This window comes from Propionigenium maris DSM 9537 (assembly GCF_027925155.1).
GTDB classification, from domain to species: Bacteria; Fusobacteriota; Fusobacteriia; order Fusobacteriales; family Fusobacteriaceae; genus Propionigenium; species Propionigenium maris.
The window spans coordinates 47,717-65,716 of sequence record NZ_BSDY01000018.1 but is presented as its reverse complement, the minus strand read 5'-3'; the positions used below and the strand labels follow the sequence as shown (position 1 = coordinate 65,716).

At 40.9% G+C, this 18,000-nt stretch carries 16 protein-coding genes and 1 rRNA gene; 1 reads left to right on the top strand and 16 read right to left on the bottom strand.

Annotated features, from left to right (window positions below):
• The 8 genes from QMG11_RS15155 to QMG11_RS15120 all read right to left on the bottom strand — a co-directional run.
• A 16S ribosomal RNA gene (locus tag QMG11_RS15155) occupies positions 1-184 on the bottom strand; the annotation flags it as partial.
• A 215-nt stretch (positions 185-399) separates the two neighbouring features.
• Positions 400-1,077 carry a DUF554 domain-containing protein gene (locus QMG11_RS15150; protein ID WP_281837126.1) on the bottom strand — a complete coding sequence of 226 codons (678 nt, stop codon included), beginning with the start codon at positions 1,075-1,077 and terminating at the stop codon, positions 400-402.
• Positions 1,078-1,139: 62 nt separating this feature from the next.
• Complete coding sequence (locus QMG11_RS15145; protein WP_281837125.1) at positions 1,140-1,937, bottom strand: MerR family transcriptional regulator; 798 nt, start codon at positions 1,935-1,937, stop codon at positions 1,140-1,142.
• A 93-nt stretch (positions 1,938-2,030) separates the two neighbouring features.
• The gene (gene leuS / locus QMG11_RS15140) at positions 2,031-4,640 is read right to left on the bottom strand and encodes a leucine--tRNA ligase (protein ID WP_281837124.1); all 2,610 of its coding nucleotides are present in this window, start codon (positions 4,638-4,640) and stop codon (positions 2,031-2,033) included.
• A gap of 418 nt (positions 4,641-5,058) precedes the next feature.
• The gene (locus QMG11_RS15135) at positions 5,059-5,670 is read right to left on the bottom strand and encodes a sigma-70 family RNA polymerase sigma factor (RefSeq protein ID WP_281837123.1); all 612 of its coding nucleotides are present in this window, start codon (positions 5,668-5,670) and stop codon (positions 5,059-5,061) included.
• 47 nt (positions 5,671-5,717) lie between these two features.
• Complete coding sequence (gene rlmB / locus QMG11_RS15130; RefSeq protein ID WP_281837121.1) at positions 5,718-6,428, bottom strand: 23S rRNA (guanosine(2251)-2'-O)-methyltransferase RlmB; 711 nt, start codon at positions 6,426-6,428, stop codon at positions 5,718-5,720.
• A gap of 77 nt (positions 6,429-6,505) precedes the next feature.
• Entirely contained in the window at positions 6,506-7,780 is a 1,275-nt protein-coding gene (gene murA, locus QMG11_RS15125; protein ID WP_281837120.1) for a UDP-N-acetylglucosamine 1-carboxyvinyltransferase, read from the bottom strand.
• 8 nt (positions 7,781-7,788) lie between these two features.
• Positions 7,789-8,343 carry a DUF1694 domain-containing protein gene (locus tag QMG11_RS15120; protein ID WP_281837118.1) on the bottom strand — a complete coding sequence of 185 codons (555 nt, stop codon included), beginning with the start codon at positions 8,341-8,343 and terminating at the stop codon, positions 7,789-7,791.
• A 162-nt stretch (positions 8,344-8,505) separates the two neighbouring features.
• Here QMG11_RS15120 and QMG11_RS15115 point away from each other — a divergent pair, with 162 nt between their 5' ends.
• Complete coding sequence (locus QMG11_RS15115) at positions 8,506-10,053, top strand: carboxypeptidase-like regulatory domain-containing protein (RefSeq protein ID WP_281837116.1); 1,548 nt, start codon at positions 8,506-8,508, stop codon at positions 10,051-10,053.
• Between the two features lie 9 nt (positions 10,054-10,062).
• On the opposite strand, the gene QMG11_RS15110 is transcribed toward QMG11_RS15115, so the two are convergent.
• The 8 genes from QMG11_RS15110 to QMG11_RS15075 all read right to left on the bottom strand — a co-directional run bounded on the left by QMG11_RS15110 (position 10,063) and on the right by QMG11_RS15075 (position 17,964).
• Positions 10,063-11,508, bottom strand: coding sequence for a hypothetical protein (locus tag QMG11_RS15110; RefSeq protein ID WP_281837114.1), 1,446 nt, complete (start codon positions 11,506-11,508; stop codon positions 10,063-10,065).
• Between the two features lie 12 nt (positions 11,509-11,520).
• Complete coding sequence (locus QMG11_RS15105) at positions 11,521-12,828, bottom strand: type II secretion system protein GspD (RefSeq protein ID WP_281837112.1); 1,308 nt, start codon at positions 12,826-12,828, stop codon at positions 11,521-11,523.
• Between the two features lie 18 nt (positions 12,829-12,846).
• Positions 12,847-13,197 carry a hypothetical protein gene (locus QMG11_RS15100; protein ID WP_281837110.1) on the bottom strand — a complete coding sequence of 117 codons (351 nt, stop codon included), beginning with the start codon at positions 13,195-13,197 and terminating at the stop codon, positions 12,847-12,849.
• Between the two features lie 15 nt (positions 13,198-13,212).
• Positions 13,213-13,689 (bottom strand): hypothetical protein, encoded by a 477-nt coding sequence (locus QMG11_RS15095; RefSeq protein ID WP_281837108.1) that lies wholly within the window; start codon positions 13,687-13,689, stop codon positions 13,213-13,215.
• Positions 13,690-13,705: 16 nt separating this feature from the next.
• Positions 13,706-14,230, bottom strand: a complete 525-nt coding sequence (locus tag QMG11_RS15090) for a type 4a pilus biogenesis protein PilO (protein ID WP_281837107.1) — start codon at positions 14,228-14,230, stop codon at positions 13,706-13,708.
• Positions 14,220-15,827 carry a cell division FtsA domain-containing protein gene (locus QMG11_RS15085; protein WP_281837105.1) on the bottom strand — a complete coding sequence of 536 codons (1,608 nt, stop codon included), beginning with the start codon at positions 15,825-15,827 and terminating at the stop codon, positions 14,220-14,222. Before QMG11_RS15085 ends, QMG11_RS15090 begins: the two co-directional genes overlap by 11 nt.
• 131 nt (positions 15,828-15,958) lie before the next feature.
• Positions 15,959-16,840, bottom strand: a complete 882-nt coding sequence (locus tag QMG11_RS15080) for a DUF7305 domain-containing protein (protein ID WP_281837103.1) — start codon at positions 16,838-16,840, stop codon at positions 15,959-15,961.
• Between the two features lie 17 nt (positions 16,841-16,857).
• Positions 16,858-17,964 carry a prepilin-type N-terminal cleavage/methylation domain-containing protein gene (locus tag QMG11_RS15075; protein WP_281837102.1) on the bottom strand — a complete coding sequence of 369 codons (1,107 nt, stop codon included), beginning with the start codon at positions 17,962-17,964 and terminating at the stop codon, positions 16,858-16,860.
• Positions 17,965-18,000 lie beyond the last annotated feature (36 nt).

Sequence of the window (18,000 nt, the reverse complement as noted above, 5' to 3'; positions counted from 1 at the left end):
AATCTCATAATATCCGGTATTAGCTGTCGTTTCCAACAGTTGTCCCAGTCTAGAGGGCAAGTTCTTTACGCGTTACTCACCCGTCCGCCACCGTACTATCACCCGAAGGTGAATTCCAGTCGACTTGCATGTGTTAAGCATTCTGTCAGCGTTCATCCTGAGCCAGGATCAAACTCTTCATTCAAATATATTTTAAATCACTTTCGTGATTATACACCTAATTATTGGTTGCGAATTGATTAAAAAATCATTTCGTCTTTCTGACTTATCTTCTCTATTTAATTGCTAATGTCCTTTGACTCGTTCGCTTCAGTTTCCCTCGCGGACAAGATATATAATATCACTATTATAGCCTTTCGTCAACACTTTTTTAAAAAAACTTTTATTTTTATTTCCTATTTAGATCAGATTTAAAGCCCTAGCCAGAAACGGCACCAGTAGAGCCGGCAGGATGTTCAAGGTTTTTACCCTTCCCAATCCCAGTATATTTATTCCTGTAGCCAGGATAAATAATCCTCCTAGAAGGGTTAACTGATTTAAAACCTCAGGGGTCAGAGTATGCTCAATAGCCCCTGCTCCCAGGTAGATCCCCCCCTGCCATATAAATAGTATTAGAGCAACTACAGCTATGGATATACCATAGTTAACAGATAGTATTACAGAGGTTATCCCGTCTAGGACAGCGTTGGCATAGAGCATGCTATTGTCTCCTCTGAGGGCACTCTCAATGGGTCCAACTATAGAAAGTGCTCCCACACAAAATAACACCACCCCGATAACTATTCCCTGAAGAGGGCTCTTCTCCTCTACAAAACCTTTATTGAACCTTTCTATCTTTCCCTCGAGGTCCATCCACTCACCTACAACTGCTCCTATAGCTATAGCAAGAATAAAGATAATCGGATTATTTATCAACTCCATACCCTTGGATATATTGGATATCCCTATAGCCAGGGCCACAAGCCCCATCCCCTGCATAGTCCTCTCCTTATACCTCTCCTCTATTCCCCTGTTTAGCAAACTTCCGACAATACTCCCCACCACTATTGTAGATGTATTCACTATGGTTCCCAGCATAATTTCATCCCTCCTTAATCTCTTCTATTAAGAGAATTATAAAGTCTCCACCAGCTAGAGAGTCAACTCTTTTTCTTAATCTCTATTACCCTTATATACTCCCTCTCCTTTGAAGCCATTGAGTTACTCACTAGGGCCATCTCATAGTAGGGTCCCTCTACCTCTACTCCCTTCTCCTCTATATACTCCTCCATCATTTTGTAGTATCTAGGGCTGTCATTCCTGGTTCCTTTAAAGTATACCCTTATATACTCCCCCTCAGGCTGCTCCTCTACCTGGAGAGCTTCAGGAAACTTTTCTCCCACAAGGTATACCCCAGAATACTTTTCCCACTCCCCCTCTCTCCTCATAATTAGCCCCACACTTCCTAGGACCAGGCTGGCTGAAAAGTCACTTACCCTTCCAAGCTCCCTCACTACAAGTTCCAGCTCCTCCTCTGTAACAAAGGAATTTTTCACACTGAAGATCCTTCTCACAGGCTTCTTTTCGACTATTATCCTGCCAAACCTTTCTATCCCCTCTACCTCCTCTATATATCTCAACCTCTCCTCTACACTTCTCTCAGCCCTTTCCAGCTCCTCGATCTTCATTCTCAGCTCATCCCTCTGATTCTCAAAGAGCTTTTTGAGGGAGGTTAGCTCCCCCTTCTCGGTATACTCCTTGATCCTTTCCAGGGGAACCTTGCTGTATCTGAGGTTCAGTATATTGTTCAGTAGCTCAAACTGCTCAGAGGAGTAGTATCTGTACCCGCTCTCCTCATCTATGTAGAAAGCTTTAAATATTCCCTTGTTGTGGTAGTGCCTCAGTGTGGTCACCGGAATCCCAAAGAGCTTGCTCATCTCTCCTATGCTGTATTTCATTCCTCTCTGCCTCCTCATATAAAAACAAGCCCCTCTTTGAAAAATTCCAAAGAAGAGCTTATTAGATTTAATGAATAACCTTCCAAAGAAAGATTACTTTACAACAATATTTACTATCTTACCAGGGATAACAATTACCTTAACAATGTTTTTTCCCTCAGTATTCTTAACTACATTTTCATTTTCTACAGCCATCTTTTCAAGGTCTTCCTTGGAGATGTTTCTGTCCACATCCAAAGTAGCTCTTACCTTACCATTTACCTGTACAGCTATAGTTATCTCGTCTGAGATTGTGAGAGCTTCTACGTGCTCTGGCCAGGCTGCATCAAATAGGTATCCCTCATTTCCTAGTTCTGCCCATAACTCATCACAAGTATGTGGTACAAATGGTGAAAGCATAAGAGTCATATTCTTCAGGGCATCTGCGAAAACCTTCTTAGATTCAGATGTCATCTTATCTGCTTCAAGTACATTGGTCTTATAGTCCTGCAACTCATTTAAAAGCTCCATTGTAGCAGCTATGGAAGTATTGAAGTGGTAGTCTGCCTCGATAGATTCAGTTACCTTCTTGATCGTCTGGTGAAGCTTTCTGATAACAACCTTATCCTCCTTGCTTACCTTCTCAAGTTCTATATCTCCATCCTGGATAAACTCCTTGTTCTCTGCTACCATCCTCCAGACTCTATTTAGGAATCTGTATGAACCTGCAAGTCCATTCTCATTCCACTCCAGTTCCTTCTCAGGTGGTGCAGCAAACATAGTGAATAATCTCGCTGTATCTGCTCCATACTTCTCTATAATGTGCTCTGGATCAACACCGTTGTTTTTAGACTTAGACATCTTCTCTACCTTAACAACAAGCTCCTCACCAGTTTCCTTGTCGTAAGCATTGTCTCCCTTTATTTCAACCTCTGAAGGGTATAGGAAGGCATTCTTGGCATTTGAGTAGTATGATGGTCCTAGTACCATTCCCTGAGTAAGAAGTCTCTTAAATGGTTCATCTGTTGAGATAAGTCCCATATCTCTCATAACCTTGTGGAAGAATCTAGAGTAAAGCAGGTGCATTACCGCGTGCTCTATTCCTCCGATATACTGATCTACCGGTGACCATCCGTCTCCGATCTCCTTGTTAAATGGAAGATCTGTATTCTTAGGGTCACAGTATCTCAGGTAGTACCAAGATGAATCCACGAAGGTATCCATAGTATCTGTTTCTCTTCTGGCTGCTCCTCCACACTCTGGACAAGTTGCATTTTTAAACTCCTCAGATGTCTCAAGAGGGTTTCCGTTTCCAGTAAACTTAATATCCATAGGTAGCTTTACAGGAAGGTTCTCATCCTTTTCCATCACTACTCCACACTTATCACAGTATAGAGCCGGAATTGGAGTTCCCCAGTATCTCTGTCTGGATACTCCCCAGTCCTTTAGTCTGTACTTTACCGTTCTCTCTCCCATACCTTCTGCTTCAAGGTGTTCTGCGATCTTCTTCTGTGCTTCCTTTATATTTAACCCATTAAACTCACCAGAGTTTGTAAGGATTCCCTTTCCAACAAAGGCATTCTCCATATCCTCAGCTGCAATAACGATCTCTTCCTTGGTCTTCTTGTCTATAGGGTTGATTACAACTCTTAGAGGCAGGTCATACTTCTTTGCAAAGGCAAAGTCTCTCTCATCGTGACAAGGTACTGCCATTACAGCTCCTGTACCGTAGTTCATAAGAACATAGTCTCCAATCCAAAGCTGAACCTTCTCTCCATTTACAGGGTTTATTACATATCTTCCTGTAAACACACCGTTCTTTTCCTTCCCCTCTGCTGTTCTCTCGATCATATCCTCGTTCTTCATCTTAGTTACAGCATCCTTGATTCCAGGGTTTTCAGCCAGGATCTCAGCTACCATTGGGTGCTCTGGAGCTATTGTACAGTAAGTTACTCCATAAAGAGTGTCTACTCTGGTTGTAAACACAGGTAACTTCTCCCCAGTTTTTTCAACTGTAAAGTTTATCTCAGTTCCAAAGGACTTACCTATCCAGTTCTTCTGCATTGTAAGAACCTTCTCAGGCCAACCTTCCTTCAGCTCCTGGTGCCCCTTAAGAAGTTCATCAGCGTAGTCCGTTATCTTAAAGAACCACTGCTCAAGATCTTTCTGAATTACATCGGTCTTTCCGTGTCTCCAGCACTTTCCGTCCTCTACCTGCTCATTGGCAAGAACTGTTTCACAGTCCGGACACCAGTTTACAGTAGACTTCTTCTTATAAACTATCCCCTTCTCATACATCTTCTTGAAGAGCCACTGGTTCCATACATAGTACTCCTCCTTGTAGGAAGCAATCTCTCTATCCCAGTCATATGAGAAACCAAGCATCTTCAGCTGCTTCTTCATATTCTCGATATTCTGTACAGTCCAAACTGCCGGATGAGCACCATTTTGAATAGCTGCATTTTCTGCAGGCAGTCCAAAGGAATCCCATCCCATTGGATGAAGTACATTGTACCCCTTCATCTTCTTGTATCTAGCCACTACGTCTCCAAGAGTGTAGTTTCTTACGTGTCCCATGTGTAGTTTTCCAGACGGGAATGGAAGCATCTCTAGAATGTAGTAATTCTCCTTCCCCTCTACCTTGTCCTCTGTTCTAAAAACATTGTCCTCTTCCCACTTGGCATGCCACTTAGGTTCTATCTCTTTGTAATCATATTCCCTCACAGAACTCACCTCTCTATATTTTTTAAAAAAAAGACAGCCATATAGGCTGTCATCAATTACTTCTCCCAGCAAGAACTTTTATTCCTGCAACTTAAATAATTCCCTCTAGAGGGAACTAAGAGATTTATTTTGAAACTCCTAATTCGCTACCACTGCTATTAAATTTGTATCTACAGATCCGAGCAGCAAGAGGAGTTTATTCTCTTTTCTTGTAACACAAATTAGGTTTTCCATAAGTTATCTCCTTCAACTTTTATTACTACAATATAGCAGAGAAAAAATTCAATGTCAATTTCTTTAACGTACATCTTCACTATATTTTTCAAGTTATCCATAACTCTTCTTCAAAGTAAATATACCACAATTTAAATATTTCCACAAGAAAAAGGACCGCCCTTCCTAGGGGGTCCCTCCAACTTTAAACCTTCCTGTACGTTTCCAGCCAGGCTTCACTCTTCCTCTTTATCCTTTGAATAGCATTGTCCACTGATTTTACCTTTTTATTCAGCTTATAGGATATCTCCTTATAGGTATGTCCCTTTACCATATTTTTAAATACATCCTGCTCAAATTCACTGAGATGCTCTGCAAGATACTCCTTGAGCCCCACAATTTGTTCCTTGGTAAGGTACATCTCCTCAGGATTATAGGTTATATAGGACTCTAAGCCCTTAAAGTAGGAAACTTCCCTGTCCTCACTGCTCTCCCCATACATTCCTATGGCTGTATTCAGCGCCATGTTTTTTTGTGAGTTGGCAGATTTTATCGCTGTAATCAGCTGTCTTTTTATGCATATGGTAGCAAAGGTCTTAAAGGATGCTGCATTGTCTGCATCATAGGCTCTTATAGCTTTGAGAAGTCCTATCATCCCCTCCTGTATAAGATCCTCCCTTTCAGCTCCTACCAAAAAGTAGTTCTTCGCCTTCAAAAACACAAAATTTCTGTAGTGATCAAATATCTTTCTCACAGCTTCCTGATCGCCGCTCTGGGCGTGCTCTAGCAACTCATCTGTAATGGTATTCAACGACATAAAACCACTCCCTTATCTAGAAACTCTCAGAGTTTCAATGGGCCGGCTTAATGTAGGTTTTTTGAGATCTCTGATAGTAGTATCCCACCTGCCACTGAAACATTTAACGAATTTATTTTTCCGTGCATAGGTATCTTTACGAGAATATCACAATTTTCCTTTACTTTTTTTCTAATACCAAAACCTTCACTTCCCATGACAATAACTGTCTTATCTGGATACTTTTCCTCGTGGTAATATTTGTTTCCAGCTCCATCTGCTCCATAGATCCAGAAGTCAAGTTTCTTCAGCTGACTCATGGCCTCAGAGATATTTTTTACCTTCACAATATCCACGTGCTCTATTGCCCCAGTAGAAGTTTTTACTACAGTTTCATTTATCTTTACCGAGTTTCTCTCTGGTATTATAATCCCACTTACACCAAATATCTCAGCACTTCTTATAATGGCTCCAAAATTTCTAGGGTCCTGTACACCGTCAAGTATCATGACGATGGACTTTTTCTCTCCTGCAAGCTTTTCTAAAAATCCTCCAAACTCCACATAGTAGTCATACTGACTGATAAAAGCTACCACTCCCTGAGAATTTTCCACTCTTTTTCCTGTAGAGTGAATCTTAATATTCCTCTTGGAAGCCAGTTTTTTCAACTGTCCCAGCCTTTCAGCCTTAACTCCTTTGAACACCTCGATCTTCTCTATATTCTTTTCTGGATTCTGAAGGGCTTCCACCACTGCATTTATCCCTATAATTTTTTCCATCTTATAAACTCCTCTTTAAACTATTCATTAGTTATTAAAAAAAGTCAAATTAATAATAAACTTTTTTTAATATTTTTCTACGCTTCCATCTTTATTCTCTCTATATCTGCACCTATAGCCTTTAGTTTTTCCTCTAACTGCTCATAACCTCTGTCCACATGATATATTCTGTTTACGATACTTTCTCCCTCTGCTTTAAGGGCTGCAAGGACTAAAGACGCCCCTGCTCTAAGGTCACTGGCCATAACTTCAGCTGAAGAGAAGGTCTTAACTCCCTCTACAACTGCCACATGATCCTCTATATCGATGCTTGCTCCCATTCTATTTAACTCAGGCACATGCATAAATCTATTTTCAAAGATAGTCTCCTTAACCTCACTTGTACCTCCCACAAGACACATAAGGGTCATCATCTGGGACTGAAGGTCCGTTGCAAATCCAGGGTGCGGCATAGTCTTTACCTTAGCAGGCTTCAGGTCCTCCAACTTAGATTTTACCTTCAGGTGGGTACCCTCTATCTCAAATACTGCTCCCATCTCCTCTAGCTTACTGATAAAACTCTCTATGTGCTCTCTAACTACACCTTCTACCTCTATATCGCCGTTAAACATAAGAGCTCCAACAACATAGGTACCAGCCTCTATTCTGTCTGGCATGATTGTATACTCCCCTGGGACCAGCTTCTCTACACCTTCTATTACAAGCTTGCTGCTTCCTATTCCACTTATCTTTGCTCCCATGGAGTTCAGGAAGTTACAAAGGTCCTCTACTTCAGGCTCCCTTGCAACATTTTCTAGTGTTGTTACTCCCTCAGCCTTTACAGCTGCCATTATTACATTCTCTGTAGCTCCCACACTAGGGAAGTCAAAGAGTACATTTGCTCCTAAAAGCTTGCCGTCCTTGGCCTTAGCTTCCACATAACCATGATCCAGGGTAATATCTACACCCATAGCTTCAAAGCCTTTAAGGTGAAGATCCACAGGTCTAGAACCGATAGCACATCCTCCAGGAAGGGAAACTCTTGCTTCCTTTGCATGAGCCAGCATAGGTCCCATTACAAGGAAGGATGCTCTCATCTTCTTTACAAGCTCATAAGCTGCCACTAGGTTTGTCAGTCCCTCATTTACAAATTTATATGAATTCTTATCCAGCCTCTCAACCTTCATTCCTAGGCTCTCCAGTAGTTGGATAAGCGTTCTTATATCTCTTAGGTCAGGTACATTCTTTAATACATATGTCCCCTTCTCTATAAGTGTCCCTATGATTATAGGAAGAGCTGCATTTTTTGCTCCGCTTGCTCTTAGTATCCCCTTTAATTTATTTCCGCCTCTTATTCTAAATGCCTCTACCATCTTTCCTCCTATTTTTTAGTACATCCCGGACATTTATTTCCCAATAATTTATCTAGTATCCCCATCTTCTTGAAGCACCCTAAATATTCCGGTAGTGTATCCTTGATTTTTTCGTAACACTCCTTACAGATCTTCTGACCCCTGGCTTTACTCAGTTCCTCGCCCAGACCAGCATCTATAAAGTCCTGATCCATATCTCTTATCACAACGTCTTCATCAGCGTTGTCCAGAGCATCCTTAGACACTACAACTAGCGCTATCTCTCCTCTGTAGCTTAGGCCGTCTACCAGTTGGTATCTCAGCCCCAGGTTTTCCGCTTCCCTGATATATGGCTTCAATCTGTCCAAAGATACATCCCTTCTCATCTTTAATAGAGATACATCTCCCTCCTTCATCGCCTCTATGATTTCAATATAGACATCATCTTCTTCAAGTTGATCCTTCTTCAGGGCGGCTATTACATTTTCCTTGAACTCTCCCAGATATTCGCCCTTTTCCATCTGGGTTTTTATAAATCTAATCTTAGTTTTTTCTCTCTCATCTAAGACTTCTTTGTAAGCCATCTTATCCCCCTCTGCTCCTATCCAAAAAAACGAGCATTTCCTATCTATTATAACATAGTACCTTATTTTTTTAAACGTTGTTCCTTTACTTGATTCTCCTTGAGAAAAGTGTTATAAGTTAATATGTTTAACCTATTACAAAAATCTAAAGGAGGTGGTCAGGTGCTAAGAAAGTTCTTCTTGATTACTTGTATTTTCCTTTTATACAATATAAGTTTTTCTGAAAACAAGCTTAACTTTATCTTCAATGTAAGTAGGGGATATATGGAGTACACCAACCTGGATACCCAGGTTAAGTATGGTCTCAACTATTCAGGGGGAAGGGCCAGTCTGGATCTGGAGGAGGGAAGATATAAGTTCCAGTTCTTCTCCCCAGACTACCACACAAAGGAGATGCTCATTACTTCCGACGGTAGTTACAGGAGTTACAGTGTGGAATTGGAGAGAAGGGAATCTTCATTTTTCATCTCCATAATCGAGAGTAGAAAGCAGGAGGTCTACCTTTCCCATAGGCCTGTAAACAGAGGAAGAACCCTGGAGGGAGCAAAGGTCATCTTCTATCAAAACAATGAACCTGTAAAATCTTTAGAGGTTCACTCCCTTCTAGAACCCCTAAATATCGAACACGGATACTACGACATAAGCCTGGTTATGGGAGGTAAAACCATCTTCAGGATACAGAGGTTCCCCATAAACGATAAGGGAGGGAAGTTTATAAACTTCTTTGCAAGTCCTCCCCAGGTTAATGTAAAGGGAATCTTAAAAGTTGGTGATATGTCCCTGGGAGGGGCAAAGGTCACCTTTACCGATGTAGACAACAACTCCTACTCTATGAAGTCGGATTTTTCCGGTGAGTTCAGCGGATACCTCCCAGCAAAGAAGTATCAAATAAAGGTGGAGAGGTTTGGTTATAAACTCAAGAAGGAGGTAAACCTTCTCTATGAATTCACCTCCCAGGTATCTTCCTACAACCTGAGGCTTGAACTTGAAGAGGTTCCCAGCATTATAGGAGGAAGGGTTTTCGATGACCTGGGAGTCCCTATCGAGGAAGCGCGAGTCACTATGAAAACGGAGGATCAGGTTTTTGAAACCTTTACCGATTCCTATGGACGTTTCAGAGGTGAGACTCCTGCAGGGATAGTATTTATCAAGGTGGAGAAGGGAGGATACTTCCACCACGGGATAGTTCAAAAGATTGAAAAATCCTCTACAATTTCAAACCTTGAGATCAGAGTAGCCAGGCAGGTCTTCTCCCTTAGAGGAATTGTTTCAGACGGAGTTTCTCCCATCAAGAGAAGAAGATTAGACCTTATCGATGAGGAGGGAAGAAGGTTTGACTCTACCCTCTCTGGAGACAATGGTTACTTTGAATTCTTAGATATTCCCGCCACAAGGGAATTCTATATCTATACAAGTGTAGAGGGCTACAGGAGCTACTCCTCTGAACCCTTTGCTCTGGATAAAAATGAAGAGAACTTCAATATCATCCTCGATCCTATGGGAAGTAAGGTTATCCTTCAGATAATGAAGGAGCCAAACCTTCCCCTTGAGGAAACTACCGTTTTAATCAACGGAAAAGAGAAGACGACAGATGCCAATGGTATGATCTATACCGAACCATCAACTGTCCCTCTTACAGTGTCTGTGAAGGGAGTCACAAAGACCTTGGAGGTCACCGATAAGCAGGAGATCTATGAATTAAAGTTTTAAAAAAGGGGACTACTCTTTCGAGTCGGTCCCCTTTTCCTTTATCTTTTTTATATTGTCTGCATGAAGTTTAAATATCCTATCTGAAAGACGATACCTCTTAAATAGCTGCTCCGTCTCCCTAAAGCTTCTCGTATACTCCCCTTTATTGTGGTAGTACACGGCAAGGTAGTATCTTTCTTGAGGTTCCAAATGTCTCTTTTGCTGTAATTCCTCTACAGTAGCTCCACTTATACTTGGGTTTTCAGCAAAATAAAGATACTCTCCCCTTCTTTCATCTATATTCTCCATCTCAAAAGGATATTTTTCCTCATAAAACTCCTTAAACTCTCTGTTCCTCTTGGATAAGACAGATAGTTTTTCCTTGGATAGGTACTCCTTCAGAGGAAGTAGCTTTGATATCTCTCCAGCCCCATAGAGGTAGTTAGCACCCAGCTCTAAATCAGACTCTTCTAGAGGCAGGTTCCTCTCTACCCTATAGGCTGCATAGGCTTCCCTGCTGATATTTTCAAGAACTGCGTCCACATCTTCCTCTCCTGCTCTTAGGAGCTCCACATATTTTGCCAGATACTCCAGCTCTCCAGCTTTTATCCTATTCTCATAGAAGGCTTTATCCTTTAAATCTAAGATAGGTGCATTGCCTTCTTGGGTTAACGCTACTTTTTCTGAAGTTGCCCCCGTTGATGCATCCTCCTCTAATTTCCCCTTTTTATATTCAAGGTAGTAGTTTTTCTCCGTCTGGCTCTTTAACACTGGTTTTACTCCCAGCTTTTCAGCATAGGTAAAGTAATTACTATATCCTCTGATATCCTCTATATCCTCTATCTTCAGATACTCCCTCTCTACCTTATCTCTGTCATTTGCAAACATCTCAAACAACCTCTCGGCAGAGCTCCCTCTGTCTAGCTCCTGGCCCTTTAAACGAGATATGAGTTCATCTATCTCCGATCTTTTCCACCTTTGGTCGTTAAAATACCTCTTAAACTTCTCATCGTCATTTCTCAGATAGAAGAGTCTTTCAACCCTTCCCACACTATAGGTCGAGGTGTCTATTGGGAGCCCCTTAGCTGCCACTTCATCCTCTATTAGGATCCTGTATTTAAGCCTTATTTCCTCATCGGCCTCTTCCATGAGAGCTACTAACTCCTTCTCTACCATCTCATAGTCTCCCAGAAGCCTATAGTATCTTATAAGCTTCCCTGGATCCTTTTCAGCCTTTCTGTAACGCTCTATGTAACCCTTGGCTGCTTCCTCCTCACCTAGTTTCAGGTGAGCTATTGCCAGCTCATAGTAGGATTCTGTACCACCCTTCTCCGTCAGGTAGTCTATATACTCTGTGTCACTCTTAGGAAAGTAAACTCTCTCCTCCCCTACTCTAGTTTCCTTGTAATATCCTGAGTTTGCAGCAAAGATCCCCAAAGTCAGAATAATATTTAGTACTAAAACCTTTAAAAACATAGTACCACCCTTTTAATTGTTATAAATCGCTTTCTGTAACTTTTCCTGTATCCTGTTTATCCCTGTGCTTATATTATCAGACATCTCATCTTCCGTCGGTTTTAGCTCTGCTACCGATTTCTCAGGAAGTCCATCTCTAGATACAGTTTTGGCTCCGCTTCCTGATGTTCCCTCAACGATATTTATCCTGTCTGTAAGCTCCCTATTAAGTATGAGCTTTGGAGTTATAAAGATCATTAGATTTGTTTTATTTTTATCGTTGGAGCTGCTTCTGAAAAAGTACCCTATTATAGGTATCCTGCTCAGGAATGGATTTTTTGTATCTGTTCTGGTTGAGGTATCCTTTATAAGACCTCCTATTGCAAGGGTTTCACCATTTCTCACTATAACGTTGGTTTCCACACTTCTCTTAGATATAAATGGCACTCCGTCATCTGTTTTACCCGTTACTTCACTTATAGTAGGAGCTACCTCCATCTTGATCATTCCATCCTCAGATATCTGTGGAGTTACCTCCAGTGTAATTCCCACCTCCTTAAACTCATAGCTTGTTGAGGTAGACTCTCCGCTTTCACCTATATACTCCAACTGCTTATATGGAACCTCATCCACAAGGTCTATCTTGGCCTTCATATTATTGAGGGTTGTAATGGTTGGCTTTGCCAGTATCTCTGTGGATTTATCAGTAACAATATTTCTGTAGATTGCCGTAAACTGGTCATTCCCCAGAAGTCCCAGCCCAATGCTTATACCATTGGATATATTAGAAGCATCTATTACTGTATCTACACCGGATATTGGAGAAAAAGCTCCGTCTCCACCACCGTCATCTCCGCCACTATCTCCACCGCTTCCACGGTTGTCCTGGCCATTATCCTTATTGTAGCTCCAACTGATTCCCCAGTTCCTTTCATCTCCTTCACTCACCTCTACTATCCTGGCCTCGATTACCACCTGGTGATCTGGAGTATCTATACTCTCTATAACCGACTTCAGTTTAGATACCTCACTCTTATTGGCTATTACCAGAAGTCCGTTTAGTGTCTCGCTTATCCTTATATCCCCTGCAACCTTATATCCCATCTCCACCAGAACCTCATATACCTGGGTTGGACTTAGATGCTTGGTTCTTATAAGTTCCACGTTCTTCCTTACTTCCTCTATACTCTTACCATCTCTCCCCCTTAAGAACTCCTCTACCGCAAACATCTCTCTTCTTCTTGCTCTTACAGTCAGTGAGTTGTTGTCGGGGTTTTCTATTATGGTATCCCCATCCTTCAGGAGCTGCCTCACATCTCCCATTATCTCTTCGGCATTCACATTTTCAAGCTTAAATACCTAAGAACTAGGCTTATCTGTATTTATAGTCTCCACTGCCTTTTCTACGGTCATTACCTCTACCAGATTACCACTCTGAAGGTAGGTGTAACCATTGGATCTCAGTATTGCCTCTAGAAGATCATCTATAAGGGCATTTCTTACACTAAGGGTCACTGTTCCCTGAATACTGTCATCTATAACCATATTGAGGTTGTTGTCAAAGGAGATCCCTCTGAGGACATTTACAAGGTCTGCTCCCTGGTAATCTACACTAACTCTTTTATTTGGTGCTATCATCTCCCCGTTGTATCCTGCCCCTTTGGCCAGAGTACCTGTGATAAGCATACACAGTATCAATAACTTTTTCATCCGCTGTTTCATCCTCTAGTTCCTCCGAATTTCTAGTGTTTTTTCATCTCCCATGCCGTCCTCTATTACTACTCTCCCCTGTAGTACCCTCTTAATCTTGTGTCCATAGAACTCATCTCCCACTTCCAGTATCATCCCGTTGGAAAAGGTTGCTGTTCTTTTTCTTCCTATCATTACTCCAGTAAGAGTAGGAGCTATACCGTCCCCATCGGTATAGGAAAAGAATATGTCCCTTCCCACTCCCTTGTTTCTCTCCTCCTCTTGTTTGATAGCGTCATATACCTTCGCTCTCTCATCCTCCATAACGTCTTCAATTACAAAGCTTCTGTTAGGCTGAAGTTCCATAAGAATATGGAAGTTATCTTCCCTCTTGGAAAACTTTAGGTAAAGGATCATCAGAGCAAAGATTACAACTCCCCCTATAAGGATCTCTCTCTTTTTGAGGTTTTTAACCTTCTCCTTAATCCCGTTAAAATTTAATTTTATCTCCATCTAAACTCCCCAGCTCCTATCTTGAAAGGTAGATCGAGAAGGACGCTGAAATATCCAGTTCATTCCCGCTTCTACGTATTGTTATGCTATCCAGATTGATATTTTTCTCCAGATTGTCTATATCGTTTAAGAAGCTTTTCAATGTATAAAAATCCGTCGTAAACTGAGTGCTTAAAACATACTTTTGAGTATTATCTTCCACAGAGTCGGTAAAGTTTATATTGGAAAGCTTTATATTGTTAGACATACTCAAGTCGGTTATCTTCTCCCCAAGATACCTCTCCTCACCCTTATTTATAAGCTTAGAACTCATATAGTTTCTCGTAAAGTAGAGGTTGTAATACTCCCTGTAACTTCTTTCCAGGGAGTTTACAGATCTTACTCCCTCTAAATAATCTGCCTGAGCCCTCTGTATCCTGGTCTCATTTCCCTCTACCCTCTTCTTCAGGTTTACCATCGTTATATTTTGAAATAATACATAGACTATGAGATAGATCAATACCTGTAAAACTATTATCTGCTGGTCATTCTTACTTGCCATCCATCTCACCTCCTGAAAGTGTTACCTCTATCAGGAAATCATTTACATTCTTATTACTCATAAGTTTTGTAGTTCTTATCAGTCTTGCTTCCTTGGATATCTTCCCTATATCTCTCAGCATCTTATTGATATAGACCTCTGCATACTCTGTACCAGAGATCGCCTTCCCCCGAAGGGTTACCTTATTTCCGCTGTAACTTACATCTTCCAGGTATATCTGGGAATCCACCTCATAGGAAAGGTCCGAAAGAAAGTTATTGAAGATGGTATTTTTACCTGTTATTCCAGAAAGGTAGGAGATATCCCTCTTTAGCTCCTTGGTCTTCCTTTCTACGCTTCTGTATTCCTCCAGGTCCTTTTCTATTAACTTTTGTCTTTCAGATATAGAGTCCAGCCTCTTCATCTGGTCTACCTCCTGAAGCTTATAGTATCCATACCTCATTCCCATAAACATTATAAAAGCTATACCAATGGCTACGTAGATAGGGTTCTTTTTTGCCTTAAAGGGAAGTTTGAAGGATTTCCCTATAAACTTAACCCCATACTTAGATTCCACAGTCCCCAGAAGGTTTGACCACTCAGCAGAGACTCCCTCCTCTAGCTTTTCCGTATCTACTCCCAGTAAGTGGTTGTATAAAAACACATGCTCCAGATAGAAGGTCTCCTTCAGGAACTCCTCAAATCCGTTTCCGGCGGAATCATCCACCTTATAGTAAAGGGTTTTGAGAGCCTCCCCAGCATGCCTGAATTGGAAGTAGTCCATATACTGAAATACCTTTCTCTCTATCTTACTTATCACATTACTCCAGGCTTCTGCGAGATCCATGCCTCTTATCTCACCCTCATCCATGAGGTGACTCCCCTTGTTAATATTCACATGTCCATGCTTCCCATAGAGGTCTCTTGCCTCCTCTATATCCACCTGTAGGACCTGGGAGATCTCTCCTATGATGTCCTCAGTTCCTATATTTATAGTTCTATAGAGCCCCAGACGCTCCCTGTGATATATGGTTATAGTAGTCTTCCTCTTGCCTATATCCAAAAACATAGTGCTTTCCTTAGGGTTGGTATAACCTACCTGCTTCCTGTTAACGGTAAACACTTCAAAGTCGATTCCTTGAAGTTTCAGGGGCTGAAGCTTAGCTAGAAGGTCCTTGGGAATAACCTGTACATATACACCGTAAAGTCCCTTGCTGTCACTTGCCCCTATAGCTTCAAAGGCTACCTCTTCATCTTCCTTGAGGAGCTTCTCACCAACAAGCTTTCTCTTAACTGCATCCTCCATCTCATCATCTGGCACCAGAGGAAGTTCCAGATTGAGGTGGCTAAGGTCTCCTACAGTGTAGAGTAGGTTCTTCTTCAACTTCTCCCACTTCTGCCTCTTAACCACTTCCTGGATCTTAGCCACAGCTTTTTCTATCCCCTCTTTTGGAGCTTCCTCCTCTGTAACAGGGAGCTCCTGCTTCTCCTCTTCAACTGGTTCCAGTTCATAGTCCGTCTCTAGAATTTCAAGGATTTCGAGCTTATTCTTCCTGTGGCTGCTCACCATAAATCTTATTAAATTTTCCTGTAACTCTATGGATAACTTCTTTTTCATAAACTCTTTCTCCTGATCTTATAACTTTCTCTCAAGTAGAAAGCTAAAGAAAATTTTTCCTGCTCTTTTATAATAAAAAATAAAACTATATTATCAGGTAATTGGATATCTCCCAAAACATCTTATTACCTCTACCAACCGATATTTTCCTTCTCTGTTATATGTTCCTTTTTAAACTTAGCTGCTCCAGCTTCGTCATATTCAATAAAAGAATTAGAGCTTATCTGTGCAAGCCCTCCTGTAATCAGCGCACCATATACTTCACTGGAACCATCCAGTACAACTTTAGACTCCGTATAGAAAAAACCATTTACCCTACTAGAACCTGTTACTTTAGTATCTGAACTTCCTTTATTTACTATGAGAAGTTGGGATGGATTTCCTCCTGTATTAACACTTCCCTTTATATCTATGGCTTCTTCGCTATAGATCTTTACATTGGCTCCAGATCCCAATATTATTTTCCCACCATCTACGACCAACTTCTTTATGTAGTAAACTCCTCTAGGAAGGATTGCAGTTCCCTTAACCAGAAACTCTTCATATCTTGCTCCTGGTATAAGTGTTTCTTCTGTTCCCGCCCCTATCTCATATATGCTACCTCCAAAGTTTATACTTGGTAGCGAATAACTTGAAGTCAGCAACTCTGTGTCTTCATCACACTCAAAGTTATTTCCTTCTACTCCTCCAACTAATCTACAACTATTGCTTATATTAGCTTTTATCCTGGCAAACCTTCCATTGGTACTCTTCCTTGTATGGCCACCGCTTTTAAACTCTATTCCCTCTCCATTATAGATATTTATAACATCTTGAAAAAGCTTTTTCCCAGGATGTATTATCTCGTCGTTTTTCTCCAGCTCTATGGTTATTTTCTTTTCAGTATAATATCCACTTTCCTGAGCTTTAAGGGATTTTGTTTTATCTTCAGCCACCTTGCTTAAAACTAAGGAAACAGCCATAAGCATCGTCATAAGTATCATGACTACTGGTAATATAAAACCTTTTTTCATAGTTTACTCCTGTTCTATTAATACCTGTGTTTAAAATAGTACTCGTATTTCAGAGTTCTATATCTACTGCTTGGGTGAATTTGAAGATGCATATTTCCGCTATTCCCCTTGGAAGCTCCCGCTTCCACTTCAAAATAAAACTTCATTCTTTTCTCATGAAAATAACTTGATTCCTCCACTGTTTCAATTACATCGTATTTAGAGTGCAGTACAGAGTCATTTGAAGGACTGTAAAACTCTACTTTTTGAAACACATAGTCCTTGGTTATCTCATCCCACTCAGTTCCATCTTCAGTTCTATTCCAGAAGGCTTCCGAGTCGAATGTTATAATAAGCCAGTATCTTGAGTTGTCGGGTATTTCTAACTTATTTTCATTGGAATTCCCAGATCCTGCCCCTACTCCCGGAGGCTTAACTATATCCTTATCCCCTTCTGGTTCTTCAGGATCAACTTCACTCCCATTACCTTTTTTTACATTAGAAAACCTAAATGCATAACCTCTCTTTATATCTTTGTCTTCTCCTACCTTTAAGATGGCCTCTATGTAATAACTATTCTTCGTATCGCCCTCATCTACAGGAAGTTTTTTTTCTGTAGCTATATCTACTTCACTTCCACCCTTTAAGTAGTCTATTGGGTTGCTGCTAATTTTACTGTCTGCTACTATCTCATTCTTATAGATTTTTAAATCCATCCCTTGAAGGTCAAAGTTCCTGTTTTTTTTCAATATAAAGCTTCCGTTTCTCTTAATGCCTTCATCTAAAAATTCATAGGTTATCTCATTCTTAGGAGTTTCCTCATCCCAGCTTCTTTCCCTAATTATTATTTTCTTTGTTTTTCCATTGTCTAAAATCTTTGATATTGAAAAGTGTTTTTCATCGTCACTTTCAGTATTCTTTTGAGGATCATCTTTTTTAGAGTTTCCATCATACTCCTCTAAGTTGAGATCACTTACTATATAGCTGAAAAAGGTCTGCCTCTGCTTTCCCGCCTCTTCATACTTCATTCCTGCATCATAGGTTTCCACATAAGAAGTTATTATCAGACTAATAGACCCCAAAACGATGGAGAGTATAGCCATGGAAACCATAAGTTCTACCAGAGTGTAGCCTCTCTTCTTCATAGCAACTCCCTCTCCTAGCTCTTGTAACTTGGTTTT